Source organism: Stenotrophomonas sp. Steno-Z1, from assembly GCF_056393175.1.
In genome coordinates, this window is sequence record NZ_JBWJPB010000002.1 from 756,467 (window position 1) to 782,646 (window position 26,180).

25 protein-coding genes and 1 other RNA gene are annotated in these 26,180 nt (G+C 63.6%); 20 read left to right on the plus strand and 6 right to left on the minus strand.

Annotation, left to right across the window (positions count from 1 at the left end):
* Positions 1-28 precede the first annotated feature (28 nt).
* The 15 genes from AC06FD_RS10285 (at position 29) to AC06FD_RS10355 (ending at position 15,583) form a co-directional block, all read left to right on the plus strand.
* Entirely contained in the window at positions 29-325 is a 297-nt protein-coding gene (locus AC06FD_RS10285; RefSeq protein ID WP_478077703.1) for a hypothetical protein, read from the plus strand.
* Positions 322-684 (plus strand): hypothetical protein, encoded by a 363-nt coding sequence (locus AC06FD_RS10290; protein ID WP_478077704.1) that lies wholly within the window; start codon positions 322-324, stop codon positions 682-684. The genes AC06FD_RS10285 and AC06FD_RS10290 overlap by 4 nt, the downstream gene beginning before the upstream one ends.
* The gene (locus AC06FD_RS10295) at positions 681-1,544 is read left to right on the plus strand and encodes a lysozyme family protein (RefSeq protein ID WP_478077705.1); all 864 of its coding nucleotides are present in this window, start codon (positions 681-683) and stop codon (positions 1,542-1,544) included. Before AC06FD_RS10290 ends, AC06FD_RS10295 begins: the two co-directional genes overlap by 4 nt.
* Positions 1,541-1,987, plus strand: a complete 447-nt coding sequence (locus AC06FD_RS10300; protein ID WP_478077706.1) for a hypothetical protein — start codon at positions 1,541-1,543, stop codon at positions 1,985-1,987. Before AC06FD_RS10295 ends, AC06FD_RS10300 begins: the two co-directional genes overlap by 4 nt.
* A complete protein-coding gene (locus AC06FD_RS10305) occupies positions 1,963-2,259 on the plus strand; it encodes a hypothetical protein (protein ID WP_478077707.1) in 297 nt (98 codons plus the stop codon). The genes AC06FD_RS10300 and AC06FD_RS10305 overlap by 25 nt, the downstream gene beginning before the upstream one ends.
* Positions 2,260-2,341: 82 nt before the next feature.
* Positions 2,342-2,665 carry a head-tail joining protein gene (locus AC06FD_RS10310; protein ID WP_478077708.1) on the plus strand — a complete coding sequence of 108 codons (324 nt, stop codon included), beginning with the start codon at positions 2,342-2,344 and terminating at the stop codon, positions 2,663-2,665.
* A complete protein-coding gene (locus AC06FD_RS10315) occupies positions 2,658-3,140 on the plus strand; it encodes a hypothetical protein (protein WP_478077709.1) in 483 nt (160 codons plus the stop codon). The genes AC06FD_RS10310 and AC06FD_RS10315 overlap by 8 nt, the downstream gene beginning before the upstream one ends.
* A 10-nt stretch (positions 3,141-3,150) precedes the next feature.
* Positions 3,151-3,954 carry a phage tail tube protein gene (locus tag AC06FD_RS10320; protein WP_478077710.1) on the plus strand — a complete coding sequence of 268 codons (804 nt, stop codon included), beginning with the start codon at positions 3,151-3,153 and terminating at the stop codon, positions 3,952-3,954.
* An 83-nt stretch (positions 3,955-4,037) separates the two neighbouring features.
* On the plus strand, positions 4,038-4,646 hold the full coding sequence (locus AC06FD_RS10325; RefSeq protein WP_478077711.1) for a hypothetical protein: 609 nt from the start codon (positions 4,038-4,040) through the stop codon (positions 4,644-4,646).
* Complete coding sequence (locus AC06FD_RS10330; RefSeq protein ID WP_478077712.1) at positions 4,646-8,407, plus strand: coiled-coil domain-containing protein; 3,762 nt, start codon at positions 4,646-4,648, stop codon at positions 8,405-8,407. The genes AC06FD_RS10325 and AC06FD_RS10330 overlap by 1 nt, the downstream gene beginning before the upstream one ends.
* Positions 8,404-8,820 (plus strand): hypothetical protein, encoded by a 417-nt coding sequence (locus AC06FD_RS10335; RefSeq protein WP_478077713.1) that lies wholly within the window; start codon positions 8,404-8,406, stop codon positions 8,818-8,820. Before AC06FD_RS10330 ends, AC06FD_RS10335 begins: the two co-directional genes overlap by 4 nt.
* A gap of 3 nt (positions 8,821-8,823) precedes the next feature.
* Positions 8,824-12,429 (plus strand): hypothetical protein, encoded by a 3,606-nt coding sequence (locus tag AC06FD_RS10340; RefSeq protein ID WP_478077714.1) that lies wholly within the window; start codon positions 8,824-8,826, stop codon positions 12,427-12,429.
* Entirely contained in the window at positions 12,426-13,430 is a 1,005-nt protein-coding gene (locus AC06FD_RS10345) for a hypothetical protein (RefSeq protein ID WP_478077715.1), read from the plus strand. Before AC06FD_RS10340 ends, AC06FD_RS10345 begins: the two co-directional genes overlap by 4 nt.
* Before the next feature lie 14 nt (positions 13,431-13,444).
* Entirely contained in the window at positions 13,445-13,768 is a 324-nt protein-coding gene (locus AC06FD_RS10350) for a hypothetical protein (protein WP_478077716.1), read from the plus strand.
* Between the two features lie 789 nt (positions 13,769-14,557).
* Positions 14,558-15,583, plus strand: coding sequence for a hypothetical protein (locus AC06FD_RS10355; protein WP_478077717.1), 1,026 nt, complete (start codon positions 14,558-14,560; stop codon positions 15,581-15,583).
* Between the two features lie 519 nt (positions 15,584-16,102).
* Here the strand turns inward: AC06FD_RS10355 and AC06FD_RS10360 are convergent.
* Positions 16,103-18,736, minus strand: coding sequence for a type I restriction endonuclease (locus AC06FD_RS10360; protein WP_478077718.1), 2,634 nt, complete (start codon positions 18,734-18,736; stop codon positions 16,103-16,105).
* 245 nt (positions 18,737-18,981) lie between these two features.
* Here AC06FD_RS10360 and AC06FD_RS10365 point away from each other — a divergent pair, with 245 nt between their 5' ends.
* On the plus strand, positions 18,982-19,398 hold the full coding sequence (locus AC06FD_RS10365; RefSeq protein WP_478077719.1) for a hypothetical protein: 417 nt from the start codon (positions 18,982-18,984) through the stop codon (positions 19,396-19,398).
* A gap of 69 nt (positions 19,399-19,467) precedes the next feature.
* Positions 19,468-20,082 carry a hypothetical protein gene (locus AC06FD_RS10370; RefSeq protein WP_478077720.1) on the plus strand — a complete coding sequence of 205 codons (615 nt, stop codon included), beginning with the start codon at positions 19,468-19,470 and terminating at the stop codon, positions 20,080-20,082.
* A 33-nt stretch (positions 20,083-20,115) separates the two neighbouring features.
* Here the strand turns inward: AC06FD_RS10370 and AC06FD_RS10375 are convergent, their stop codons facing one another.
* Positions 20,116-21,339: a tyrosine-type recombinase/integrase gene (locus AC06FD_RS10375; protein ID WP_478077721.1), complete on the minus strand. Its 1,224-nt coding sequence runs from the start codon at positions 21,337-21,339 to the stop codon at positions 20,116-20,118.
* Positions 21,340-21,503: 164 nt separating this feature from the next.
* Positions 21,504-21,903: a transfer-messenger RNA gene (gene ssrA / locus AC06FD_RS10380) on the minus strand.
* A 181-nt stretch (positions 21,904-22,084) separates the two neighbouring features.
* Between ssrA and AC06FD_RS10385 the strand changes: the two genes are divergently transcribed.
* Positions 22,085-22,522 carry a hypothetical protein gene (locus AC06FD_RS10385; protein WP_478077722.1) on the plus strand — a complete coding sequence of 146 codons (438 nt, stop codon included), beginning with the start codon at positions 22,085-22,087 and terminating at the stop codon, positions 22,520-22,522.
* A gap of 288 nt (positions 22,523-22,810) precedes the next feature.
* Here AC06FD_RS10385 and AC06FD_RS10390 read toward each other — a convergent pair whose 3' ends face one another.
* Positions 22,811-23,170 carry a hypothetical protein gene (locus AC06FD_RS10390; RefSeq protein ID WP_259208279.1) on the minus strand — a complete coding sequence of 120 codons (360 nt, stop codon included), beginning with the start codon at positions 23,168-23,170 and terminating at the stop codon, positions 22,811-22,813.
* Positions 23,171-23,434: 264 nt separating this feature from the next.
* Here AC06FD_RS10390 and AC06FD_RS10395 point away from each other — a divergent pair, with 264 nt between their 5' ends.
* Positions 23,435-24,682, plus strand: a complete 1,248-nt coding sequence (locus AC06FD_RS10395; RefSeq protein WP_478077723.1) for a hypothetical protein — start codon at positions 23,435-23,437, stop codon at positions 24,680-24,682.
* 79 nt (positions 24,683-24,761) lie between these two features.
* Here AC06FD_RS10395 and AC06FD_RS10400 read toward each other — a convergent pair whose 3' ends face one another.
* Both AC06FD_RS10400 and smpB read right to left on the minus strand, forming a co-directional pair.
* Entirely contained in the window at positions 24,762-25,190 is a 429-nt protein-coding gene (locus AC06FD_RS10400; RefSeq protein WP_478077724.1) for a GNAT family N-acetyltransferase, read from the minus strand.
* Positions 25,190-25,693 carry an SsrA-binding protein SmpB gene (gene smpB, locus AC06FD_RS10405; RefSeq protein WP_478077725.1) on the minus strand — a complete coding sequence of 168 codons (504 nt, stop codon included), beginning with the start codon at positions 25,691-25,693 and terminating at the stop codon, positions 25,190-25,192. Before smpB ends, AC06FD_RS10400 begins: the two co-directional genes overlap by 1 nt.
* A 57-nt stretch (positions 25,694-25,750) precedes the next feature.
* On the opposite strand from smpB, the gene AC06FD_RS10410 reads away from it, so the two are divergent.
* The gene (locus tag AC06FD_RS10410) at positions 25,751-26,179 is read left to right on the plus strand and encodes a type II toxin-antitoxin system RatA family toxin (RefSeq protein WP_478047787.1); all 429 of its coding nucleotides are present in this window, start codon (positions 25,751-25,753) and stop codon (positions 26,177-26,179) included.
* Position 26,180: the final 1 nt, after the last annotated feature.

The following is a 26,180-nucleotide window of genomic DNA, read 5'->3' on the forward strand; positions in this document are numbered from 1 at the left end:
TGGAGCTTCTACGAAAACAGGGGGATCGATGAGCATCACTGATGAAAGCGCCCAGCTCGACCGGGCAATGGACGGCAAGTTTGCATCGGTGGCGCTGAAAATCGCCATTTTTGCTCTCCCCGTCGTCCTATCGGGCGCCACCGGAGTGGTGGGGTGGATGCTCAACGAGATCCGCAGCACCCAGGCGAGCCAAGGCCTGAAGCTCCAGCAGGTCACCAGCGACGTGCAGGTTATGAACGCGAAGCTGGACAACGGAGTGATCTGGCGCATCAGCGAGCTGGAGCGTCGTCTCAACACTGTCGAACAGGCGCAGAAGACACCATGAATCGCATCCTCTCCTTCTTCAATCGCTGGCAGGAATTCGTCGTCTGGCTGCCGGTGCTGGTCTTCCTGGCACTGCTCGGATGGATCCTGCTCGGCGCGCTCGATCGCACCATCGGCACGGACGTGCTGGCGCAGCTGCTGCAGCTGCCGATCACTGCCGCGTACCTGGCAACCGCATGCGCCGGTGCGTGGCTGTTCAAGCGAACCTATCTGTATGACCTGAACGTCGCCGAGGAGCAGAGGCTTCACGACGCGGCCCGAGCCGGCGACGCATGGGCTTGGCGGGTGCTGCTGCTCGACCGCGCAGAGTGGCTCTTCCTGGTCGGTCTGTTCGTTGCGTTCTTCTGGATCGCCCGATGAGCGCCCGTCTGCCTTGTGTCCTGCTGGCCTGGGCGCTGGCCGGCTGCGGGCAATCGCCTGCGGCGGCCGCGCCGGCCTCGGGAATCGCCGAGGCGCGGTCAGAGGTCGCCGAGGCTACGAGCCCGATGGTTGCCACGGTCCAGGAAGCCACCGCCGCTGCAGTGGTGCCGGCGGTGGTCGCCTTGCAGGAGATCGTGCAGGAGGTGGCGCCGCCGTCGTCCAATGCCGCGCATGCGTCCAATGCCGCGCATGCGGCCACTGTCTCGCCTGCCGCCGTGGCGCTGATCGTACGCTGGGAGGTGGGAAGCGCCTCCCGCTACGCACGGCGCTACCAAGCGCCAATCTGGCCGGGAGGCGCTTCTGGCGTCACGTGGGGTATCGGCTATGACGGCGGCCACCAGACCCGACAGCAGATTGGCCTGGACTGGTCGGCCCACGATGCTTCTTCCCGGCTCCAGGCAACAGCCGGAATCACCGGCCAAGCGGCCCGGCCGCTTGTGCTGGACCTGCGCAATGTGACTGTGCCGTTCGGAATGGCACGTGACGTGTTCGCCTTGGCATCGCTGCCGCGCTACCACGCCAGCGCACGCCGTGCCTTCGGCGTTGAGCGCTTCGATGCCCTGCCTGCAGACGCACAAGGCGCGCTCGTTTCCCTGGTCTACAACCGGGGCGCATCCATGACCGGCCCGGCTCGCGCCGAGATGCGTGCCATCCGCGATACCTGCCTGCGTGGTGCTGACGTGCACTGCGTCGCCGGCCAGATTCGTCAGATGTGCCGCCTGTGGCGGGGGACGAATCTGGAGGCAGGCCTCTGCGGTAGGCGTGAGGACGAAGCCGTCTTGACGGAGCGTGCGCGATGAAGCTGCTTTCAACCCTCACGGTAAAGCCGCTGCTGTGGGCGCTCGGCGCCCTGGCCGTTGTCGTGATCGCGCTGTCGGTCGGCCTGTTCGTTACGCGCGCGGCTGCAGCCGCAGCAGCCGCCACGTATGAAGGCGCTGCCGTCGCATGCGCCGCCGAAAAGGGCGGCGCCACGACGCGGGTGGCCGAGCTGGCGACCGCCAACGCTGGGTACACCCGAACGGTTGAGGTACTCCAGGCAGAGCTGCGCGCAGCGCAGGGACAGGTAGTGACCCTCAAGCAACAGAGCGATACAGCCCTCGCCGAGGCCGAGGCGCGCGAGGCTGACGCGAACAGGACCTTGAAGCAGTTCATGAATCGCTATGCCGGCCAGGCGCGTGAAACGCGCTGTGCGCTGGCCCTTACCGAGGTGGAGGCATCATGCCCAGCATTCTCCGGCTATTGATGATCGCGGCGATCCCCGCATTGGTCGCGTCCTGTGGCCACACCAAGCCGGAGATCGGCCCGGCGCAGTGCGCAGTGACACCGCAGGCGGTCGTGGTTGAGCGCCGGGTATACGTCGCCATTCCGTCCGCGCTCACCCGCACCGAGGCAGTCCCCGAGGGCCCGATCGCACAGTGCTTCGACGTGGCCGCGCAACGCCGCGCCGTCATCGAGCGTCTCAACGGTCGGGCCGATCAGGTCCGCGCCATCCAAGGGACCGAGGTGAAGCCGTGAGCACGCTGCTGGCCTTTGCGGTGGTCGTCCTGTGCGTGGTCTTGGCGCTGTGCGTCACCAGTCGGCGCGAGGGCCGCGGGTAATGAGCCAACGCGAATTCCTTGCGGAACTGGACGCCAGCCTGCATGCCAGCTTCGTTGCGGCGGGCATCGCCGATCCAGGCGACTACACGCCGCCGGATGGTGGTGCCGCCGTGCCGTGCCAGGTCTACGTGGACCGCGACTGCGAGACGATCGGCGGGCTCAAGCAGTTCGTTGCCGGCCGAGTGGAGATCGTCTACGTACGCACAGATGGCTTTCGTCCGGTGCAGAAGGGGCGCCTCCTGGTCGATGGCGATGTCTACGTCAACGCTGAACTTGTATCCGACGATGGCTCGCTGAGCCGGTGGCTGGTGCGTCGTGTCTGATCTGCCAGAACCAGCGAGCTGGCAACTGCTTGAGTTCTTGGCTGCGCGCGTACGTCTGATCAGCCGCACAGCGGGATTCTTCACCGATATTGGCGCCGGCCTGATTTTGCTGGATGAAGAGGACGCGCCCGAAGATTTCGCCGACGCCGCGACAGCCATAGTTGTTGACCGGATCAGCTTCTCCTCAGGCAGCCGCGCTCAGTCCAGCTCCGATGTGGGCGTGACCATCGAGTTCAGCGTGCCGCGTCGGGATGATCAGGAGCGTCCCAACCGCTTGGTGCATCGCGCGCGTCACGACCTCGTGCGTGTGTTGACCTTCGATCGGAGAGACCTACCGCTGGGGCTTACCAAGTTCGAGCTCATTGATACGCAGTTGGCTGCCGTCACCGATGACGCGGGCCATTCCAGTGTTGTCGCTCAGATCACCGCGCGGGCCGGTCTGACCGAGATTTTCCAGCCCGTGTCCATTCCCTAGGAGAACCCCCATGGCCCAACAGCCCAAGGTCCGCAAGTTTGCCGGTGATCTGCGTTTCTACGAACACGGCGCCGGTGCCAACCGCATTCCGGTCATTCCGGATCCGGACGATAAGTTCGGCAATAAGCCGCTCGAGCAGAGCTCGCTGACGTTCAGCTATGAGGCTGGCGACACGACCGAGGTGAAGAGCAAGCGACGGGATGACCGCTATGGCCAGATCATCCACACCGACGCCAACCCCGGCACCACCGGCATCAGCGTCGGCGTCCTGGAAGTGCCGCCGGCGATCCTCGCCCGCATGCTCTACGGTAGCGCCGTCGCCTCGACCGTCGCCGCCGGCTCGGTCACCGACCAGGCGGTCACGGCCTATAGCAAGGATGCACCGATCGATCTCGGCCACCGCTTCCTGCTCGCCACGCCCGCGCCCGTAGTCAAGAAAGGGGCGGCAACCCTGGAGGCCGGCGTCGACTATGTGATCGACAACCGCCAGGGCCTGCTGATCCCCAAGGCCGGGGGCACGATCGCACATGGCGACGAACTCGTCCTTTCCTACGAGTTCGATGGCCATCTCCAGACCGCCATCAACGGTGGTGCGGTGCCGAACAAGGCCTTCATGATCCTGGGCGACGTACAGGATCGGATCAGCGGCGAGAGCGGTCTCCTGCGGATCCCGCAGGTCGATCTGACCGTCGACGGCGACGTGGATTGGTTCAGCGATGAGCCCCTCCAGGTGACGCTGACCGGCTCGGTGGTGTTCCGCTCCGAGGAAACCGCCCTGTACACCTTCGCGGTGTACGAGCAGACGGCCGACTGATGCGGCTGGGAGCTGCCCATAGCACCAGGTTGCCGGCGCCCGAGAGGGCGCCGGTTGCTGATGCGCGTTGCGAGGGCTGACCGATGGCCAAGTTCTCAGGAACCTCTGCCCGTCTGAACTCCATTGTCCTGGCACGCCTTGCGGCTCAGGTCGAGGGTGTGAGTGCCAAGGCGATCGCGCAGGCGGATACCCGCGCGATCGTCTCGGTACGGCGTCGGTTCGAACCTGCTGCGAAGAAGGCAGTGCGCGAGGTCTACAACGTTCGGGTGGGCGATCTCGCGGGGCGGTTCCAGGTTCGGTCTGGTGCCGACGGAGGCGGGGAATTCCTATCACTGCACGCCTCCACTCGGAAGCTGCCGCTGCTTGACTTCGGCGGACGATGGGGTGGACGTAAGACTACCGGTGCAACCGCGGAGATTCAGGCGGGGACGCGCAAAACCTACGACTCAGCCTTCATCGCCACGGTCAACGGTCAGCGAAGGTTGCTGGTTCGGCAGTTCTCCCGGGATAGCCGGGCGAAATCAGGCCGAGACCCCCGCAACAAGCTGCGCGTGATGACCGGTCCCAGCGCTTTCCAGATGGTTACTGGGGAAGGAAATGTCGTAGCGGCCGGCGTGGCTCGGCAGATGAATGAGTACCGCGGCAGCGAGCTGGTCAGGCAGCTGCAACTTGCACGAAAGAGGACGCGCTGATGGCGAGCACTACGGCATTTGAGGAGGTTCTCCGGTTGGTGCTGGAGACCAGTGGCACCGAGGGCGTGGACGAGCTACGCCGTGCGCTCCTGGAGATGGGGGCGGCCTCTGAGGATGCCGTGGTCGACACCGCCAAGCTGGTGGATAGGCTTGCCGACCTGAGCGCCACTGCCGAAAAGGCCGAAGCGTTCGAAGGAATGCTCGCCACCTTGGCTGAGCTCGAGACACGCTTCAACGACAACCAGAAAGCCGCGCTAGCGCTGAGCCTTCGCATCGGCGAATCGGCGGGTCCGGCCAAGGAGCTGATGGCTGCGCAGCGATCGCTGCGCGCCGAGGGTGACAAGCTGCAGTCCTCCCTGACCAAGCAGTGGGAAGCTGTGGTAAAGGCTGACCAGGAGCTGGGCGACCTGGGCGTCAACACCTCGCAGTTGGTTCAAGGCCAGCAGCGCCTTCGTGATGAAGCGTTGCGCACCGCCGACGCGTTCGCGAAACAGGCCAAGGAATCGGCGGCTGCAGCTGCAGAGGCGCGGCGCAGAAACCAGCGGATCGAAGAGAGCGATGAGCGCTTCCGAGAGCAGGCGCGGGCTAGCACAGCGGCGGCGGATTCTCTGAAGGCATACCGCGACCGCGCCAATCAGGCCGCTCAGGAGACAACCGAGCTGAGTGCCGCAGCGAGCGCCACCAGCGCGGTCATGTCCAAGCTGAAGGGAATTTTCGCGACTGCGCTCGGCTTTATTGGCGTCGGCAAGGTTATTGACGGCATCCGGTCGATCGTTGAGGAGGGTAGTGACGCAGAGCAGGAGCTGGGCCAGCTGCAGGCGGCGCTGACGGCGACCGGCCGCCAGAGTGAGTTCACGGCTGAGCAACTGGCCGCGATGCGCAAGCAGTTGCAGGGTGGCCTGTTCGATGACGGGCAGCTCACCTTGGCGCAGGTGCGACTGTTGTCGTACACCAACATCGTGGGCCAGCAGTTCCCGGAAGCGATGCAGATCACCATCGACCAGGCGCAGCGACTGGGCATAGGCCTGGAGCAATCGGCCGAGGTGGTGGGCAAGGCGCTTCAGACCCCCTCGAAGGCCATGGAGTCATTGAGCAAGCAGGGCTTTACCCTGGAGGATAGCCAGAAGCAGCTGATCAAGCAGCTCGAGGCCACCGGCCGAGTGGCTGAAGCGCAAGCGATCATCCTCGACGTACTCGCCGAGTCGTACGGCGGCGCGGCCGCAGCCGCCAAGGTAGGCGCGATTGCGGGTCTGTGGAAGGATGCCACCGAGCGGTTCAAGGACTGGAAGCAAGAAGTCGCCGACCAAGGCGTGCTGACCTACTTCAAGGCGCAGCTGACAGACATGCTTGCTACCGTCGACCGCCTTGCGAGGGATGGGTCTCTGACCCGCTGGGCTAAGCAGACGGCCGACGCGATCATTGTTCTCGCCAATACGGCTAGGGGCGCGACGCGTTTTGTGTTCGAGCACTCCGGTGCAATTCTCTTGATGGCGAAGACCTACGCCTCCTTCACCATCATCAAGGCCATCGTCCAGCTGAACACGTGGCGGATCGCGTTGATCGCGTCCACTCGCGCGCAGATCGCCAGTGCGTCGGCTACGGACGCTGCCGGGAGGAGTGCGCTCTCCCTGGCCAACATCCTGAAGACCTTGCCGCGCGCAGTGCCGATCACCATTGCTTTGCTGGGCCTGGAGCTGGCGACCAAAGGTCTCCAGTCAATGGGGGAAGCCTTGGGCGAGGAGCTGGCCAAGAACAGCGCTGCGACCAAGCAAGCGGGAGAGTTCAGCCGGCAGTTGCAGGAGGTTATGTATCGCGAGGCGATCGCCCGGCGCGAGCTTGCCGTCTCCCTGACGGCTTATCGCGATACCGCTGTCAAGACTGCCGAGCAGCTTGCGCGCGCCGGCGAGGCCGAACGGGCTTCCTACGAAAAGCGGCTGGAAGGTCTGAGGGAGTACCTCAACGCTCAGTTCGGCTTCCTTCTGCGCCAAAGGGAGATGGGCCTGGCGACTGACGCGCAGTTGCAGCAGCTCGAACAGGTTTCGGCGCGGCTTGCGGAGGTGCGCGGCGGCTATGCCGCGTTGGCCGATGCATCCCGAACCGCCGCTGAGGCCTTGCGCAGTGGGATCAGCGCTGAAGCGCAGTTGATCGTGGACAAGCTGCAGGGCGTTGATCGAGATTCGAAGCTGGCGGCGAGTTCGATTCGCCAGCTGTTCGAAGGGCTGAACTTCGCCGATTCCGGCACTCTTGGCAATGTGGCGATCGCCTTGGCCGCCATTGCCGAACAAGGCGCGGCCGCAGAGCGAAATGTGCGCGATGGCCTCATGGCGACATTGCAGCAGCTCAGCGGCGAGGAGCTGTCACGGTTCCAGGCCGCTGCTGTGGCGGCCTTCGAGACCCTGCCTGACGCGGCCCTGAGAACCAGCGTGGTGCTGGAGCAGACCCTGCAGGACGGGCTGCAGAAGCTGGGTGTTGCAGCTGAGCGCATGGGGCTGAAGTTCACCGCCGCCGGCAAGGACGCGACTGCAGCCTTCGGTGCGATCACAGAGAATGCCCTGGCGACTGGAGCGCAGATTGAAGCTGCCTTCAAGGCTGCATTAGGAAAGGTCGCCACCCTCGACGAGGCCGCGGCGCTCGGAGAGTTGCTCAAAGCGGCGGGCGAGCAGGGTCGGATGGGCTTCGACCAGGCCGCGCGGGCCGCGTCGGGTTTGAACGCACGCATTCGGGAAATCACGAATGCAATGAACCCGCTGAATGACGAATTTGGCCGTCTCGGAATTCAGTCGCAGGCTTCGCTTAACGCCGCTCGCGACTCGGCCAAGGAAGCTTTTGAGGCCATCCGCAAGGGTGCGGCTCAAGGGAAGGCGAGCATCGAAGACGTGCGCCGTGCATTCGCGGCGTTCGCGACCACCTCCAGGGCGGCAGTAGCGGACAGTGACGTCTGGCGCAAGCAACAGGTGGAGCAGCAGCTCGCGATGCGTGAGGCTGTGTTGAATACCAACCGCGGTCTTGAACAGCAGAACCAGACCGCCCGAGCAGCTACGCAGACAGTCAAGGGCGGGGGCGATGCTGCTGCCGCCTCGTTGGGTGAAATGGGTGACCAGGCCGCTGCAGCGGCGCAGAGCATCGACGCTGTCGGCGATTCGGCTGGCCGATCCTCGGGTGAGTTGGACCGGGCATCTGCGTCTGCGGCGGGCTTCACGATGCAGATGGGTGAGATCTCAACCAAGACCTCGGAGCTGCTGAGCCAGATGAACGGTCCTGGCGGCCTTCAGCAGTTCGCCAACATCTGGAATTCGCTCTACAACCAGCGGAAGGACCTGAAGGCCTACAAGGAAGAACAGGAGGAGATCCTGAAGGGGATGGATGAGATGGCCGACAAGCGGCGCGAACTGGCCTCACGTTTCGACCTGGTGGGTGCAAGCGAACTTGAGGAAGTTCTCCAGATTGAAAACCAGATCGAGGCTAAACGGGCCGAGCGTGAGCGCGCGGCGAAGGCCGATGCTGTGGAGCGCCGCCGTGCAGCTGAGGCCGAGATCAGGGCCCAGGAGGCAGCGGATGCCAAGCGTATAGGCCCGGCATCGGGTGCCGGAGAGCCGGACGTTGTCCGCATCCAGTGGGACGCACCCAGTAAGGACGTGATCGCGAGCGCGACAGCCGCAGAGCGAGAGTTTGTCGACCGCATTGCCAATATGGTTGCCCCACGCGTTCTCGACAAGATTGCCCGGAGCAAAAGCGTGTCGATTCGTGGGGGTGGTCGGTGAGCCGCATCGTCTTGGCCGGCGTAGAGCTTCCGGCAGACCTCCAGTGGACGGATGAGTTCACAGCGTGGCGCGTGAGCCAGGACGTCAAATCGAGTCTGACTGGGGCGCGCATTGTTCAGGAGGCAGCCCTCCAGGCGGGGCGGCCTATCACGCTGCAAACCCAGCGCGATGGGCGCGCTTATGTCGCGCCCGTGGCCCTCCAGACCCTCCGCCTTCTGCAGGCGAGCGAAGAGCTGCCCAGGTTGACACCGTTGCCGCTCATCCTTCCGGCCCACAACGGCGGCGAGCGCACCTTCGAGGTTGCCTGGCGCCGTACCGATGGCCCGGCCATCGAGGCTGAGCCGATCCGCTTTGCCGTTCCCGCCCTGGACGGTGACTTCTTTTCCATCACGCTTCGATTGATGACGGTGTAATCCATGACCATTTCCGCAACAGATATCAAAATGCGACAGTCTCAGCGCCCGACGGACAATCCTGACGGCGGTGGTCGGATGGTGCAGGCCGAGATTGTGGACGGGAAGATGAATAACCTGTTCCCCGACATCGGCGACGAGGAGCGGACTACTGGTCGCAGCACTCTGCGCAAGCTGTTTGTTCACGTTGATACGCCCACCACCGACGTGCTCAAGGATGCTATCGCGGTGATCGTGGACCCGCCGCAGGACAGCCACGTCCACGTGAGCATGTTCGCGACCGGCTCCTACAGCGATGTTCGTAGCGGCGCCGCGAACCGAGTCGAAAGCTACATCACCCGTGGAGTCGAGTCGCGCTACATACTGCTCAGCGGCCACTTCGCTGGGCAGATGACGATTCAGTTCTATTGCATGAAAGAGGCGCCGAGCCCGGACATCAACGACAACCTCTGCTTGGCGGTCACGGGCGTGGGATATACCCCTTACGAGCAGTATGTGCGGGTCAAGGGAATTCTCTCGCGCACGAGCCGGGTCTTCACTGACGAAGCTGGTTCCTTCGAGCGCGACGTGATCGTCATCGAAACTGTGACTGCGCTGACCTATGACTTTCCCGGCCAAGAAGTGCACCGTCAGACGGCAACCAAGCCGCCCACCCGCATCTACGAGACCAACGTTGTGGACGCGACCAGCTACCACAGCGTCAAGCGTCTCGCCGCAAACGCTGCCCCAGGCGACCTGTCGGTGTTGGTGGATACGCCCTACATTCCTATCGTTCCAACCTCCACCGCGGAAACGCCGGTCAGCGATGTGCTGGCCGGCATGGGAACCAGTAGCTTTGTGCCGTCCGGCCCCGCTGGATCGCTTGGACTTAGCTACTCCAGCGCCTTCGGCGCCGGCGTGGCCGTGGTTCGATTCCTGGGCACTCCCATGGCCGTTGCTACGGTCAAGGTGCTGGCGGGCGGGGTCGAGCTTGTGGATGACGGGAGTGGCAGCCTGACCTCAGCAGGTTCCTCTCCGTGGTCCGGGAGCGTGGACTACGCTGCGGGCTCGGTGGCGCTGGTGCACGCCAATGGTGTGGGCAACACCAGTGTGAGCATCACGGCGACCCCTGCTGGCCCTGTCGTTGAGCAGGGCTTCAACGACGAAATCACGGTCACGCAGGGCAACCAAGGCTATAACTGGCTGTTCCAGGTGACTCCGCTGCCGGCGCCGGGCACGGTGCTGGTCGACTACCGTGCGCTCGGGAAGTGGATCCGGCTGACAGATAACGGCCGTGGCCAGCTGGTGGGCAAGCCGGGGCAGGGTAGCGGCACCGTGAACTACGCCACAGGTGCCGTCGTGCTCACCACGGGCGCGCTCCCGGATCTGCATAGCAGCGTGATCAGTAGCTGGGGAACGCCTGTCTTGGCAGAGGCCCGCACTGGCGACGTGAGCATTCTGCCGCCATCGCTACATTTCCTGCTCGGCAACGCGGGCGTTGTCCCGGGATCGGTGACGCTGACCTTGCGCGTCGGAGGGGTGAACCAAACGGTCACGGATGACGGGGCCGGCGGCCTGCTGCTGGGGGGCGTCAATCGTGGGGTGATCTCCTATGCCACCGGCGAGGTCACCGTTCGGCCGCCCACGCTGCCGGACGCGGATAGCCAGCTGTCCTGCGAGTATGAATGTGGCGAGGCATTGGCAGCATCGGTGCAGCCGTTGCCCGACGGCGCCGGGGTCGTCGCGTTCGTCATACCCGACAGGCCGGTTCGCGCCGGCAGCCTGCGACTGGATTGGTTGGTATCGGTCACGGCAGACGCGGCCGGCATGCCGAGCGCCCCGCTGGTGATGCGGGTCCTGGCCAAAGACGACGGTCAGGGAAACGTGGTCGGCGTATCGATCGGCGGTCAGGCATTCGCTACGAATTTAGGGTCGGTCAACTACGCAACTGGTGTCGTGAGCCTGCAGGCCGGCAAGTTCATGGTGCATGAGGTGTCGGTCCCCGTGTACGAGATGACGGTCAAGCTTCGCTTCAAGGTGGCTAGCTACTACCGCCGGGACGTGTTGGCACAGTTCTCGGCCGGGTCGATGATCTCGATGGGTTGGATGACGGCAGGGGCCTCGGAGACCTCGGCATTAGAGGTGTTGGCGCTGCCGCCCGTGGAGCTGCTCCTGACGCCGACGATCAGCGACACGATCGTTCCGGGCAGCGTCCGCTTCACGTTCAAGGGTCGCACCTACGTCGACCGAAATGGCGGGCTCTACCATTCCGTTGACCCGGTGACCGGCGCAGGCATCTACGCAGGGTCGATCGACTACTCTTCCGGGGCGGCGATCCTTACGCAGTGGGTCGCCGGCGGCAACAACACCGTCCAGGTCGTCTCTTTGCTGACACGCATCGCTGATCCGGGTACGGGGTACATGTTCTTCCGTGCGCCTGGTTCGCCGCTTCGCCCGGGAATGTTCACTCTTCGGGCGACGACCTTGGATGGCATCGCCCTGACTGCTTCGGCCGATATTAACGGTGCGCTGGCCGGTGCCATGGTTCAGGGCGAGGTGGATTGGGAAACAGGCGTGGTGAAGGTCAAGTTCGGCCAGATGGTGCCTGTCACTGGAAACCAGGGCGAGCCCTGGTTTGATCCGGCCAGCGTCGTTGGCGACCTGGTGTGGAAGCCCACGATGGTGTTCGCCGGTTCCGTTTACATCGGAGCTGTCGTCTACCGATCCATCCCGCTCTCCGCCGTGGTTATCGGGTTGGAGTCCGTCCGGCTTCCCAGCGACGGGCGCGTTCCTGCCTTCAAGCCCGGCCAGACAGTATTGATCCACCACACGGCCAAGCATCAGGTCCAGGCCCCGGTGGCCGGCCAGCAGGTCAGCTTCGGTCGTGGCAGGGTGGCGCAGATCGAAGTGAGGGACAGCGCTGGCAAGCCTGTCGAGAGCGCATGGTATGTGGCGGACCTCGACGTGGGGCATCTGACCTTCAGCGACCCGCTGAACCTTTCCGCGTACACGCTGCCGATCGTGATCAGCGAGCGGGTTGAGGATCGACGGTTGGTTGTCCAGCCGCAAATCACTGGTGAGATCGAGATCAACACCGGACTCACTCACACCTATCCGGCTGGGGAGGCGATGATCAGCACTGCGCTGCGGTTGGGTGAGGCCAACGGCTCGCTCGACCTTCAGGCCCGGATGCAGAACCTGTTTGACCAAGTCACCTGGACGAATGTCTGGAGCGATGTGGCCATTGGCGGGGCCGCTGGCGGAACCTACAACGACACCGATTTCCCGCTGGTAGTGACCAACGCTGACGCCATCACTGAGCGGTGGGCCATTCGCTTCTTCGATGTCAGTCAGTTCCAGGTCATCGGTGAGACGGTGGGCACCATCGCGAGTGGCAATACCAACACCGACCTGGCTCCCATCAATCCTCGGACGGGAAACCCGTACTTCACGATGCGGCGGCAAGGGTGGGGAACCGGATGGTCAGTGAACAACGTGGTCCGGTTCAACACCATCGGCGGGCTTGCTCCGATCTGGATGGTTCGAACCACCCTGCCTGGAGCGCCCGAAGGGGTTGTGGATTCTGCCCGTCTCCAGGTCATTGGCAACATCGCAGGAGTTCAAGCATGAGTTTGATCCCAACGGTTTATAGCAGTGCGGACCCCGGCGCGCCGGGTCTCACCGCCGCAGTCGGGTCCCTGATCACTGTGTTGGATGCCATCCTGGTGGACGGGTATGGGGTGGGCGCGGGGCGTAAGGAGGGGCTGGGTTGGACTCGCCAGTTCAGCTCGGGCAATCGGCGGGTGTATCGCGGTAATCCGGTCTCCGGCAGCGGCCACTGCATTCGAGTGAACAACGAGCAGCAGTTTGGCGCGTTGCTGCACGGATTCTCTTCGATGACGGGTATCGATGAGGGAACGGACATGTTTCCGCTTCCCGCCGACTACGCCAATGGCATTGCTTGGCCTACGTGCAACACGGCCAACCCTACAGTAGCGCGTCGGTGGTGGGCGATCGGCAACGAGCGGTGCCTCTACTTCTACCGCGAGCCGCAGGTTAACGCCGCGAACCCGTTTCCCGGCACCAGCGGCTTCATGGGGGACTTCCTCAGCAGGATGGCTGTTGATCCGTCTCGCTGTGCAATTACCACGCACGGCAGCTGGTCGGGTTACGACGGTACGGGTGCCTATCCCGTGTACGCACACGAAGGTATCCCGCACAACTCCGCAATGTCGGTTTCGTCCAGCGGTTTTAGCATTGCCCGATCGTTTGATGGAGCAAGGCTCGGACAGTACGGTCGTGTAATCAAGGCCGGTGAGTGCGGTCACACGACGTTCGGCTATGGTGCCAACAGTGATTCTCTGGTGGACGGGTACCCGGATCCGGTAACTGGAGGATTGTTGTACGCGCCGATTTGGCTCCGCGAGCCTGGCGGCCTTCGCGGATTGATGCCTGGAATGTACACGGGGCTGCACCGCATGTTGACCAACGTTTTCGCAGAGGGCCAGATTCTTGAGAACGTGCCTGGCATGCCCGCTGGGACGCGCTGGATCTACAAGAAGGGGCTTGGTGCCCCTGGTGGCGTGACTGTTAGCGGCGTGTTCTTTGACCTGACCAATCCGTGGGAGTGAACGTGGCTCGCAATATGAATCGGTTCGGATCGCGATACACGTCGTTGCCGGCAGATTACGCCGGCGACGGCTTCGTGGGCGGCGTAGCCCCGACCAGCAGTGATCCCGACGCCGACGACGGACGAGCGAGGAAGCTCAATGTACCCGCGGCGATCAAGGTGGTCCTGTTCGACCGCCAGACGATGCGGGCAGTGGCTGAGACCACGAGCAAGTCGGATGGGACGTGGCAAATTGTGGATTTGTCGCGGAAGCGAAACTATTTCGTCATCGGCTTCGATGGTCCCGGCCAGGTCAATGCCGCGATCCAGGACTGGGTTGTGCCGGCGAAGATGGAGTAACCGATGGCACAGGATGGCCGCTACACGGCTCTAAATCTTGGTCCAAGGGTCGCCAAGCCCGGTCACGCGCCTCTCAACCTGGGCGTGGGGTGGGACGTCGATCCGCCCGAGCCGCCTGACCCGGTCATCCGTGGCCTGCGATCAACGTTACGTTCGTCCTGGGCGCAGGCCCCTCAGCGTCATCTGTCTAGTCGCGTTGTCTGGGCGAAGGGGGCGCCGGCGGCGTCAGGCGTGGCAGCCGCGTGGTCGACTGCCGCAATGGCCCGTGCTGCGAACCATTGGTCCTGGGCCGGTGCGCCGCGGGTGAGCCGGATGCATCTGGCATCTTGGCACCCGGGCATGCCGGACCTTTCGGTGGGGTGGCGAAGCCCTTGGGGAGCGCCGCCTCTGGAGCGCAACGGATTGCGATTCTCCTGGCAACTGCTGGGCATGGTTCGCCACGATCGGGCAGCGCAATGGCAGGGCGCACCGGTGAGGGCGTTGGGCCGAGCGGGACTGGCTTGGACTGGCGATCTGCCGGAGGCGCGCCCTGAGCGGGTGATGCGGTGGGGGTATCCCGCTCCGAGCCGGTTGGGGCGCCGGCTGCCATGGGGCCCCGCACGCCTGGTTCCGTGGAACGTGCTGCCCCCTCCAAAGCCGCCGGTACCGGATCCGGATCCGGCGTTTCCCTCGGGGCGGTTCGTCGCCCTGCAGCTCGGCTGCGCCCTCGTCGCTACGCCGGGCCTGGTTCCCCTCAATCTAGGGACAGCGGCGTGCTACGTCGTTCGCCCGCGTCGCAGGACATACGTCGTGATCAATGAGCTATCCATGGTGCGGATCCCTGATCGGACCCCCGTCGAAATTACCTCCGTTGAGATCGCCACCAGCGTCGATAGCTGGGGCTCCACCTTCAACATTGAGCTCGCCGACCCGACACACCTGGCGCTACTCAAGCCAACTGCCGCTGGGCCGCGGCAGATCGAGGTCGCGCTCAACGGCTACACCTGGACCGCGATCGTGGAGAGCTACGGGAAGCAGCGGGAGTTCGGGCGGGTGTCCGTTACGCTCACTGGTCGCTCCCGCACTGCCTTGCTCGCTGCGCCGTATGCACCTGCGAGGGCAAAGGTTGCGGGCGAGGCCCGATCTATGGCGCAGTTGGTCGCCGAGGAGCTGCTCGATACGGGATACGAGGCCGCCTACAACACCGTCGATTGGGTGGTGCCGGGAGGGGCGTGGTTCTACGACGGAAGCGCGCCGCTCGATGCCATCAGCGCGCTCGCGGCCGCCAGTGGGGCAGTGGTGCAGTCCGACCCCGCCGATCGGCGCCTGGTTGTGCGGCCTAGATACCCGGCCAGCCCATGGGACTGGCGAAACACGACGCCGGACCACCAACTGGTGGAGGACATCATCATCTCGGAAGGGCTGCAGGTGCAGAGTCAGCCGCTCTACGATGCGGTTGTCGTGACCGGTGAGCTGGAGGGCAAGGGAGTCACCTGCAAGGTACGGCGTGCCGGCAGTGCAGGCGATCTCTACGCGCCCCAGGTGAGCAGCCCGCTCATCAGCGAGGCCGCAGCGGGGGCCGAGCGGGGGCGCAATATCCTGTCCGATCGCGGTGAGCAGGCGGCGATAGAGGTGGTGCTGCCTCTCTTCGCGCTACCGCTCAAGCCCGGCGAGACCGGGCGCGTGCTCCCTTTGGACCTCGTTCAGGTTAGTGGAGAAGAGGGGACGTGGTACGGGCTCTGCATAGCTGCGCGTTGGGTGGCCAGGAGCGAAAGCGGCCGCGTCGTGGTCGAGCAGACCATCACCTTGGAGAGGCACTACAGCGATGCGAACTGACCTTTGGGACCAATTTGGAGGGCTGGTGGATGGCGGGCCCCGTTTACTGGCGACGGTCACCGCGCACAACGGGGACGGGACCAGTAGCCTCACTACCTACGATGGGGCGCAGCTCAAGGCGATAGGCCACCTTGGCGGCAGGATTCCGTACAACGTGTGGGTCAAGGGTGGGAGGGTGCTGGAGGCAGCTCCTAACCTGCCGCTAGTGGAGGAGGCCGTGTGAGTTGAGGGGGTTGGCGAGAACCGTGAACGGTGTCACGATCGCGTAACGGCCAAGGCAGTAGCCTTGACCGTGCCCCTAGAGATGAACCGGGGCAGTTTGACGCCTCAAATGGTCCGTCGTAATATTGAGAAGACGCTATCTGCGTTACTTTGTAACCTCTACAGTGCCGCCCCACTGGAAGCCAAGAGCCTATGCGTAATCTCATTTGACTGAATGCGGGCTACCCCATGGGTGCGCCCGACTTAATACTATATATACCGAAGATAAGGGCCGCTATAGCGGCCCTTATTTTTTGCTTATGACTTGGTCACCTCGAACCGTTTGTACTCGGGATTCCAACGGCCGACCTTAACGTTCAGCGACGCACCCTTCTTTGGTGTGGCATGAATCGAAATGGATCTGGACCTTATGTAGCCATAGCACTCATTCGGAAGCTCCAAGATGGTGATCGTCCCCCTGACTGCGACAATCTTCGCTTGAACTATTGTTCCAAGCGGAAGCTTGCTCTCCATCTCCATGGCAAGCGAAAGTTTAGGCGCGTTCGCAATTTGGCGTTCTACGACTGCCTTAATCTGTTCCATGTTCACATAATCGCGTACGTCGTCTGCGTTTAGCGCTTCAGGCCTAATGTGGTAGTCCGTGTAATAGGCAGACAGATAATCGACTAGAACTTTAGAGATTTGAAGCGTGCCTTCCCGTGAACCGGCATGGAAAAGTCCTTGGCCGTTGATTATCGTCTTGATGGCGGACGGCGGCTGCGTAGATCTGAACTTGACGGCTTCGGAAATTGTTGCAAGGTACTGGGCATCCTCAAGCAGCCCGAGATGGATCGATCCGGCGGCAGATAGGCTGACCAGATCTTCCTCTGCCAAAAGCAAAGAGGATGTCTCAGCAATGACGCAGTCCGCTTCAACGAGGTCTCGCAATCCAACCCACAGGGACACCGACGAGAAGCCAAGCCCCTGAAGCTCGGCGAGCATACTCTCGACTTTGTGAAAGCCCTTGTTGCGGTTGGGGCCAAGTTCAAAGCGCCTCTCGTGGAGCCATTTAAGAATCGCAAGGCGTGTGAACGGGTCTGGAAGCTCTTCGCCGTCGACTGAGTGGAATAAGTTCTTCAGGTGCGTGTTGCTGTCTGAGTAGTACCTGCGCTTTCCTTTCAACAGGATCTGCATGATCAAGTGCGAAGGGAAGTGATGATTGACGGATTTAGTCCTGGCCTTGAGTATCTCGTCTTCCGGGATGTGTCCGCTTTTGCATATTTCTAGCAGTATTTCAATGCCCTTCCTGATGTTTCGCCCTGCCAGGCCGGAGAGGATTGTCTTAAATCGCTGGTTTTGGAAAACAGAGCTTACAAGGGATGATAGGTACTGCCCGACCTCGTCGCGTGAACACTCGACCCTTATCCCGTTCTGCATAAGGTATGAGAATTTTGAGTGCTGGGTTTGCAGCTCTCTACTTGCGTATTCCAGGCGAGCTTGTATGACCTGCTCGAGTCTGGGCGGGTCAATTCGGAAGACCAAATCCTTGACCACAGTGTCCAAAGGGGCTGTGTCGCGGTAATTATCGTAGGTTGTGTCGCGAAGCGGAAGGAACACCATGCAGTACATGTTTTCCTTGAGCCAGCTCGCAACTTCAAACATCAATAGTTGGTCGTCACGCGTGCGTTTGTCGCAATTATCCAGTATGACGATAAGGAGTCTGCCACGGTCGCGATAGAGGTACTCAAGCGTTTGCTTCGCGGTTAGTTCTTGATCTTCCTCAAGCTGTTTAAGTGTCTCGTTAATGACGTTTGCATGTTCGACGGTGCCTTCCTTGTAGAGACTTCCACGTTTTTTGGCGACTGCGGAAAGTTGTCTCGAGTAGATCTTTCTTTGGAAGTCTAGCGTCTCCATATCGATTTCAGGATGCGCGTTGGCTACTCCAAACATGATCTCCTGCAATAGCCAGTTGTAAATCCGGTCGCGAGAAAGCGGAGCTGGGTTGAGGTTTACATGGAGCCAGTCGCCGCGGATCGATAGAGTTTGGTCTAGTGCGCTAGCGCGAACGTAATCTGTAAAGGTTGACTTTCCTGAGCCCGCGCTACCGATGAGCAGGCAAAGCTCGCCGGGACGCTGTCGCTCAGCTAGCGCAGAGAACAAGCCTCCGGGAATTCCAGTATTTGCGATCGGCGTCGCGTCGGTCATGTGCGGGGGGACGGCCGCCCGGATGAGCTTGTCAATCTGCGGAACGTGGGAAGAACGCTGAACAGATGGCACATACGCATTGGTCACCAGCCTCTCGCGATCCTTATTTGTCCGAGGGTCAAAAAGGTACTGATATTCAACTGAGACGTTCGATCCGAAGGAGTTTTCTCCAACCGTTTCTTCCGCTACATTTTTTCCGCCCATCATTTGCAAGGGGGTGTAGTACTGCGTGCCTCGCCTGATTTTCTTTAACAATGCGTCGCAACGCGCTTGCACGGCCGCTTTAGATACGAGCTTCATTAAACTTGAAAAGCTGGCGTCTACGGTTGATAAGCTATCGGTTGCTGTGGATATGTAGTCTTCAGAATCCCAGTGGCCCGCACGAATCTCCGCGCCATTAGTGGCCATCACAATCTCACATGGGTTCCAGCCGGATTCGTAGCGGCCATTGATTGCTGCGGCGTAAAGCCTAGCTTCCCGCATTGCCTCTGTGAGTTCTTCGCCTGGCCCCTTAGCTTCGATGACCAGAAGTGGAAGCCCTTGGAGGATGACAGCGTAGTCGGGAAAGTAGAGCTTCTTGCTTGCGCCCTTGTCGATGGTGAGCTTTGCGAGGCTCGCCTTCGTCTTGAAATCCGCCTGCGAGTAGCCAAACCCCTCTGGCTGAGCTGCGAGGAGCAGCGGAGATATCAGCTTTTGCTCGACGTCACTCTCGTTGAGGACGGTTGTCGGATCGTAGATGAACCCCATTGCTCTCCCCCCCATGCTTCCGTTCGTTCCGCATAGTAGAACGGCAGTCCGGCCCTGGACTAGTGGTACACCAAAAGAGGAGGGGCTGTTCCGGTTTTAGAAGGTCGGACTGGCTGTCGCGAGATGTGTTGACTGCGCGGCGGACGCGGTACCCGCAATGGCGCGACCCGTTCCTGACGATACAGCGGCCGTTGGCCACTCAACCCGGGAACGGCTCAGCCGGGTCTCGCCGACACCTCGTCGCAATGCGTGAGACGCCCGGGCGTATCCTGCTCGGCATGCGCCCGCCCTTCGACCAACCCGGATTCATGACCGCATCCCGGCCACAAGGCTGGGTGCAGTTCGGCGAATCGTGGGTGCTGTGGTGGAACGGTCGGCAGATCGCCAACGTCCGGCCCAGCGCGGATGGCATCTGGGTAACGCTCTCTTGCCGAAAGCTCTGGCAGGACAAGCAGGTGAGGGCCGCCAGCGTGAGTCAAGGCAAGCGCTACGCCGAGCGATGGTGCGCAACGCGAGTGCTGGAAGGCGTGCCGATGAAGGATGCCGTAGCGCGCCTAGTCGGCGATCGGCCGGCAGCACCAACTAGGGCAAAGCGCGCGCCAGTCGAGACGCCACAAGAGCGACGTTTGAGGGAGGCGTTGCGTCTCGATCGGAAGGTCTGAGCCCAGGCGGAGCGGTAGACAGCGGTCAATGAGTCCGCAATAGTTCCGCTCTGCCAATCGGATTGCCCAATGAGCATCCTCAACGTCCTTCTGACCCCTGAAAAGCTACTGGTGGCCGTGGACACGTTGGTCGAGGATGCCATGACGGGTAAGCCGTCTTCCGGCGCCAAGCTGCTGCTGATCCCCCAGCACAACCTGGTGCTGGCTTGCCGCGGCTCCGCGCAGTTCTTTCTTCGCATCTATGAGCTGAGCCTGCAGGCCAGCTTCCGTGTGGACTTCACCATGGAGCAGCTGATGGCGGAGTGCGGGCTGGTCATCGAGAAGCTGTGGCCGGAATACATCGTCGCGGCCGACCGGGCCGGCATCCCGCGCGACGTCCTACACACGGAGCTCGTTCTGGGTGGTTGGTCGCCGAAGAACGGCCGGATGATGGCCACTGCCTACGCGAAGAGCGCCATTGGCCGGCCCGTGATCGTGCAGGCGCTGCAGGGGGGACTGGCGTCGCCCGGCGAACCGCTCAGGGGAAAGCCGGATAGCTTTGAGCCCGAAGCGGTGCTTGCAGCCGGGCGGCTTCAGGCGGACCACGAGAACCGCGAGAACGGGAGGGTGGTGGCAGGCGGGAGGCTCCTTGCGGCGACGCTGCGGCGAAACCAATCCTTGATCGCCGACTTGGGCCCGTTGTAGCAGCACAGATGAGGCTTCCTCGTTCGAGGACGATCAGGCCGCCTGATCCGGGCGGAGGCGCACGACGTTGCCGGTGCGCAGCCGATCTAGATAGTCCGCCCATTCCTGCATCATCCGCGTGCGCTCCACCAGGTGCGTGGTCCGGTTATACGCTCGGCCGTTCGGGTCCTTCACTGCGTGCGCCAGCTGGTGCTCGATGATGTCCGGGCGGTAGCCCAGCACCTCATCCAGCAGCGTGCGTGCGGTCGCACGGAAGCCGTGTCCGGTCACCGTGTCCTTGTCGAAGCCCATGCTTCGCAGGGCGGCCAACACAGCAACCTCCGACATCGGCCGGGTATTGGTACGCAGTCCGGGGAACACGTACGCGCCCCTGTAGTCGGTAGGGAAGGTGGCTCTCAGCGCCTGCAGCACGGCGACGGCCTGGCGCGCCAGCGGCACGATATGCGGCTGGCGCATCTTCATCCTGCTGGCCGGGATGCTCCATAGGCCGGCCTCCAGATCGATCTCCGCCCATTCCGCCGCGCGTAGCTCGCCGGGCCTGACGAACACCAGGGGCATCAGCTGCAGCGCGGCGCGTACGACTGGCGTTCCGGTGTAGGCGTGCAGTGCACGCAGCAGACCACCCAGCTCCACCGGGTCCACCACTGCGGCGTGGTTCTTCTCGGGAGCCGGCACCAGCGCCCCTCGCAGGTCAGCGACAGGGTTCCGCTCGGCGCGGTCTGTGGCCACGGCATACCGCATGACCTGCCCACAGTTCTGCATCACCCGGTGGGCTGACTCGAACGCCTTGCGTTCCTCCATCCTCCGGGCAATCGCGAGGAAGTCCGAAGCCTTCAGCTCCACTGCGCGGCGCACACCGATGGCCGGGAACACGTCGTTCTCGAACCACGCCTCGACCTTCTTCTGGTAGTCCGGAACCCACGGCCGGCCCCTGAGCCACTCTCTAGCGATGGTCTCGAAGCAGTCCTCGGGCGCACCAGTTGGGGAGGCAGTGGCAGCCTTCCGCTGCTGGCCCGGGTCGACGCCGCTACGCAGAAGCCGCCTTGCGTCCTCGCGGGCGTCTCGGGCCATGGCCAGGGTCACCTCCGGATACAGGCCCAGCGTCAGCAGCTTCTCTTTGCCGGCCACCCGGTACTTCCAGCGCCAGCTCTTGGCGCCGGCCGTGGTGATGAGGAGATAGAGTCCGCCGCCGTCAGCCAGCTTCTGCGGCTTATCGGACGGCTTGGCACGACGGATCGCGACGTCGGTCAGGGGCATATGGGGGGTATCGTGTTTTGGGGCAGGGCGGATACCCCTAGATATACCCCCACCGTCTCACAGGCTGCAACGGATAGCCCCAGACTGCCTTGGACAAAAAGAAAGCCGAGAGGCCCGTTTTATGAGGCTTTCTCGGCTTCTCTGGGTCTTCTCAGACCCTTCTATGGTGGAGGTGGGCGGAATTGAACCGCCGTCCGAAGGCACTCCATCCCCGGTTCTACATGCTTAGCGCACCGTTGGATCTCATCCTGTGGCAGCACGGCGTGCAAAGCGCACCCCAGGACCAGCCTGCTTTAGTTAAGTCGTGACTGACAGGCAGCCATCACAACCGGTTCCGTGATAATGACCCTACATCTACGAGCACGGGCACAAGTAGGTTCGGGGGTTCGCCTTAGGCGGCTGTAGAACTAAAGCAACTGCTGCTGTTTAGGCGGCGATTGCGAAGTCCGAACCGTAGTTGTCGTCGTTGGCAACTAGAAGTTTGCTGCTGGATTAACGAGGAAAGCTGCCCCCTCGGCATGCACCAAGTAACTTCACAACCCCCGTCGAAACCAATGCACCCCCGGTTTCTTCAAGAACCGCAAGACATCTGGCGACCCAGACGCTACTTGACGGGGCTGATGCTACTCCAAAGACGCTGAACAGTCACGCGCGGCGTTGCCGCGCAGGGGCGTCGTAGCCAATCCGAGGGGCCCTTTGTTAAGGTTTCTGAAATTTCGCCAGGACGCCATGGAGGCGGCTCCGCATGATCAAACCCCTGTGCATTGCAGCGCTTGTCGGGCTGTCGCTTACCGGCTGTGCCACGTTCGAATACGGCACGCCTTATGCGCCGGTGCAGGCAGTACCGGACAAAGCCACCGTGGTGGTGTATCGGGCGAAGGCTGGCTTCCTGGCGCCGCTGGGCAAGGCGCCGATGCCCTTCGAAGTGGATGGCGTGGCGCAGGGGGCGTTGAACCCGGACAGTTTCCGCACGCTGCACCTGGCGCCCGGTGATCGCCTCTTCAACGCGCGCAGCGGGGTAATCGATCTTCGCCGGCGCGCCGATCTGGTTGCCGGCACGGTCCAGTTTGTCCGCGGCAGCTGCTATTACGTGTTGACCGAGGCCTTCTGCAAGCTGGAGCCGGTGGAGGCGTCGGTGGGGCAGGCGGAAGTGGCCGGGCTGCGCGAGTCGGTGGGCAGCTGATAGACGGCCCTGCGTGGCAGGGCCGAGGGGTTCGGTCCGCCGCACCCAGCGCGCCGGCGGCGTGGCCGGCGCCCCGTGACCGTAGTCAGTCCGCGCCACCGGCGGCACCGCCAGGTTGAACCGCAGGCAGCGCTGCACGCGGGCGGCCGGTGCAGCCACGTTCATTAGGGGCGGCAGACGGCGTCGCTCTGGTGCGCGATCAGTGCCGGCAACGTGGCCGGGCAGTTGCTTCCCTGAGAATCTCGATCGGGCTTCCGTGCCCGTCCGCGGACCGCTGCGGGCGGAGCTTCAGCGCTTGCCTTCGCGCTGCCGCTTGCTGTCGGCCTGGTGCTTGGCCTTGAGCTTGCGCTGGTGGTTCTGCTCGTTGCGCAGGCTGATGGCCTGCTTGCGGGCTTCCGGCTGCACCTGCACCGTCAGGGCGTCGATGCGGGCGATCAGGCGGCGGTGTTCCAGGCTGTCGTAGGTCTGGTTTTCCGAGGCGTCGCGCTTGGCGTTGCGGCCCAGGTAGGTGAGCACCTTGAGCAGCGCGGCCGGATCCATCGCGCGGGTCAGTTCGGCGAAGATCGATTCATATGCGGCGACGTCGGCCTGGAGCTCGGCGGTTGGATCCGCGCTCGGGGCGGTGTCCTGGGGGATTTCCTGTGTCACGCAATGCTCCAGACGGGTAATAGGCGGGGATTCTGACACTTGTGCGTGCGCTGCGGGAAATCGCGGCCTCGCGCGCTGCCTGGCCGCGTCGTCGCCCCATTCCGCCCGACCGCGACAAACCCCTGCAACCTGGCGCATAACCGCCGCGCCGGTGGCGGTAGAGGCTGGCGGTGTCGTGACTGTTCCCTGCAGCACGGCACGGCAGCGCCGCCAGCCCCCCTTTGCGGGCGGCGCTGCCCCTTCTTTCTTTCATGGAGAGCCAGAATGGGCATCATCGACGGACAGCCGTTGGCAGTGGATCGGACGCACGCGGCGCGGGCGCGCCTGGAATCGGATGTGATCTTCGGGTGCGTGTTCCTCGGCTTCGTCACCCACATGCTCGGCAGCGGCGAGACGCCGCGTTGGGACGTAGACAGTGGCGATGAGGACGCGGGCAGGCAGCAGGCCGACCTGCAGGACGTATTGAACCGGATCGGCGCGCTGACCGGGGTCGAGGGGGCGGTGGTGCAGGCCGGCAAGAGTCCCACCTACGACGGTGGCCAGGCGCTGCAGCTGGCGATCGCCTCGCCGTTGCAGGACGGCAAGGCGCACGCGGGCAGCGTGCAGTGGTCGCGGCATGTGGCCGACCACATCAGCAGGATCGTGACCAGCAAGAAGAGCTGGCTGTTTGGCCTGATCACCCGCAGCGGCCCCTCTGAGCTGCTGGAGTTCACCCTGGACAACGAGCGTGGCGCCTACTACGGCATCGTCGACGATCCGGCCAACACGGTGCCCAAGGTGATCAGCTCGGTGCGCCGGCTGATCCCCTACGGCAGTGAAGGGGGCCGCTGGCGGTACGGCATGGAGTACCACGGTCTGATCGGCTACGACAGCGAGGCCACCCTGCACACGGCACGGACCACGCCCAAGCAGGCGGGCTCGATCGAGCCCACCGGGCTGATCGGCAGCTGGGACGGGCGCGGCAAGGTCTGTGGCTATTGCCACGGCATGGTCTGGGCGCTGGCCGAGGTGCGCTGCAACTACCCGCAGGGCAAGCCGTTCGAGCTGGCGCTGGGCAAGCAGACGCACAAGCTGTCCTCGTGCTTTGGCTGCAGCACCTTCCAGCTGGCCAACGGCCGCGTGGCCAGTTCGATGCACCTGGGTCGCTCGGAGTCCTGGGTGCCGCTGCCCGAGGACGAGAACGCCACCGCGCCCTTCAGCACCGGACTGGCCGTGGAGAGCGTCGACGGGCAGGTGGGCGCCAAGGAGCGCCGCGACCGCGAGGTCTTCGCCGACATGAACAAGGCCTGGGCCGAGCACGTGGCGGCCTGGCTGTTGATGGGCGCCGAGCGGGTGCGGCGGGCCGGCCGGGGGACCTTTTCGGCGCAGGTGCTGGAGACGGCGGCGGCGCTGTCCGCCGAGGCAGGGCGGCGCAGCCAGCGCGGCGCGGCCAACCTGTTCCTGGATGCGCTGACAGTGCACGACAAGGACCTGAACCGGCTCAAGCGGTTCCTCGACCCCGCGCCGCACTGAGCGGCGCAGCCGCCGGCAGTCTCTGCCGGCGGTGCTGTGGCGCGCAGGTGCGGCGGGGCAGGGCGCCGGCCGCCGTGGCTCAGAGCCGCTTGCGCAGGTACAGCCGCTGGTGGCCCGGCGGAAAGTCCTCGAGCCGGCCGAAGATCGCGTAGCCCTGCTTGAGGTAGAAGCCCTCGGCCTGCCAGGAAAACGTGTCGAGCATGACCGAGTGCGCCCCGAGGGCGCGTGCCTGTTGTTCGGCATCGGTGAGCAGGGCGTGCCCCAGCCCGAGGCCGCGATGGCGCTCGTCCACCCACAGGGCGTGCACGCTCAGCCAGCCGCCGTAGACATCGGCGACCAGGCCGGCGCAGGGCGTTCCGTGCGCATCGCGGATCACGCGGTTGAGCGCCTGGTCATCCAGCGCCGCCCCGCAGGCGGCACGGTTGAAGGCGCGCAGACCGGCGAACACGGCCGCCGCGTCGTCGGCACCGGCCGGCTCGATACGGGGCGATGCGTGCGGGCCGGGCATCAGGCGTCGCGGTTGTGGCGGCGCATGGTCCGCGACTTCTCGCGGGCCCAGTCGCGGTCCTTCTCGGCGTCGCGCTTGTCGTGGGTCTGCTTGCCCTTGGCCAGCGCGACCTCGAGCTTGATCTTGTTCTTGCTCCAGTACATCGCCGTCGGCACGATCGTGTAACCGTCGCGCTCGACCTTGCCGACCAGCTTGTCGATCTCGCTGCGATGCAGGAGCAGCTTGCGCTCGCGGCGGTCGTTGGCGACCACGTGGGTGGAGGCCTGGATCAACGGGGTGATCTGGGCGCCGATCAGGAAGATCTCGCCCTGCTTGACGTACGCGTAGGCGTCCACGATGTTGCCGCGCCCGGCGCGGATCGACTTGACCTCCCAGCCCTGCAGGGCCAGGCCGGCCTCGAAGCGATCTTCGATGTGGTACTCGTGACGGGCACGCTTGTTGAGCGCGATGGTTTTGTTGGCCGTCGCGCCCTTTGCTTTATCCTTGCCGTTGTTCTTGCTCATTTCCCTATTGTCTCCGATTCGGGCACGCCCGGTCGATTCATCTGACATCTGTATCGCATGCCCACAATCCGCCGTAGTGCCCTGGTCGAACATTCGGCTGCCCGTATGTTCGATCTGGTCAATGATATCGAGGCCTATCCGCGCCGGTTCCGCTGGTGCTCGGCGTCGCAGATCCTGGAATCCGCGCCGGACCGCCTGGTGGCGCGCCTGGACCTGGGGCTGGGGTCGTTCTCGACCTGGTTCATGACTGAAAACACCTTGCAGCGCCCGAGCAGCATCGACATGCAGCTGCGCGATGGTCCGTTCAAGCGCCTGCACGGCCGCTGGGAGTTCCACGCACTGGCCGAGGAGGCCTGCAAGGTGACCCTGACCCTGGAGTTCGAGCCGAACTCGCGCCTGCTCGGGCCGGCGCTGGCACTTGGCTTCCAGGGCCTGGCCGACCGCATGGTCAATGATTTCGTGCGCGTTGCCGACGGGCAGGGCTGAG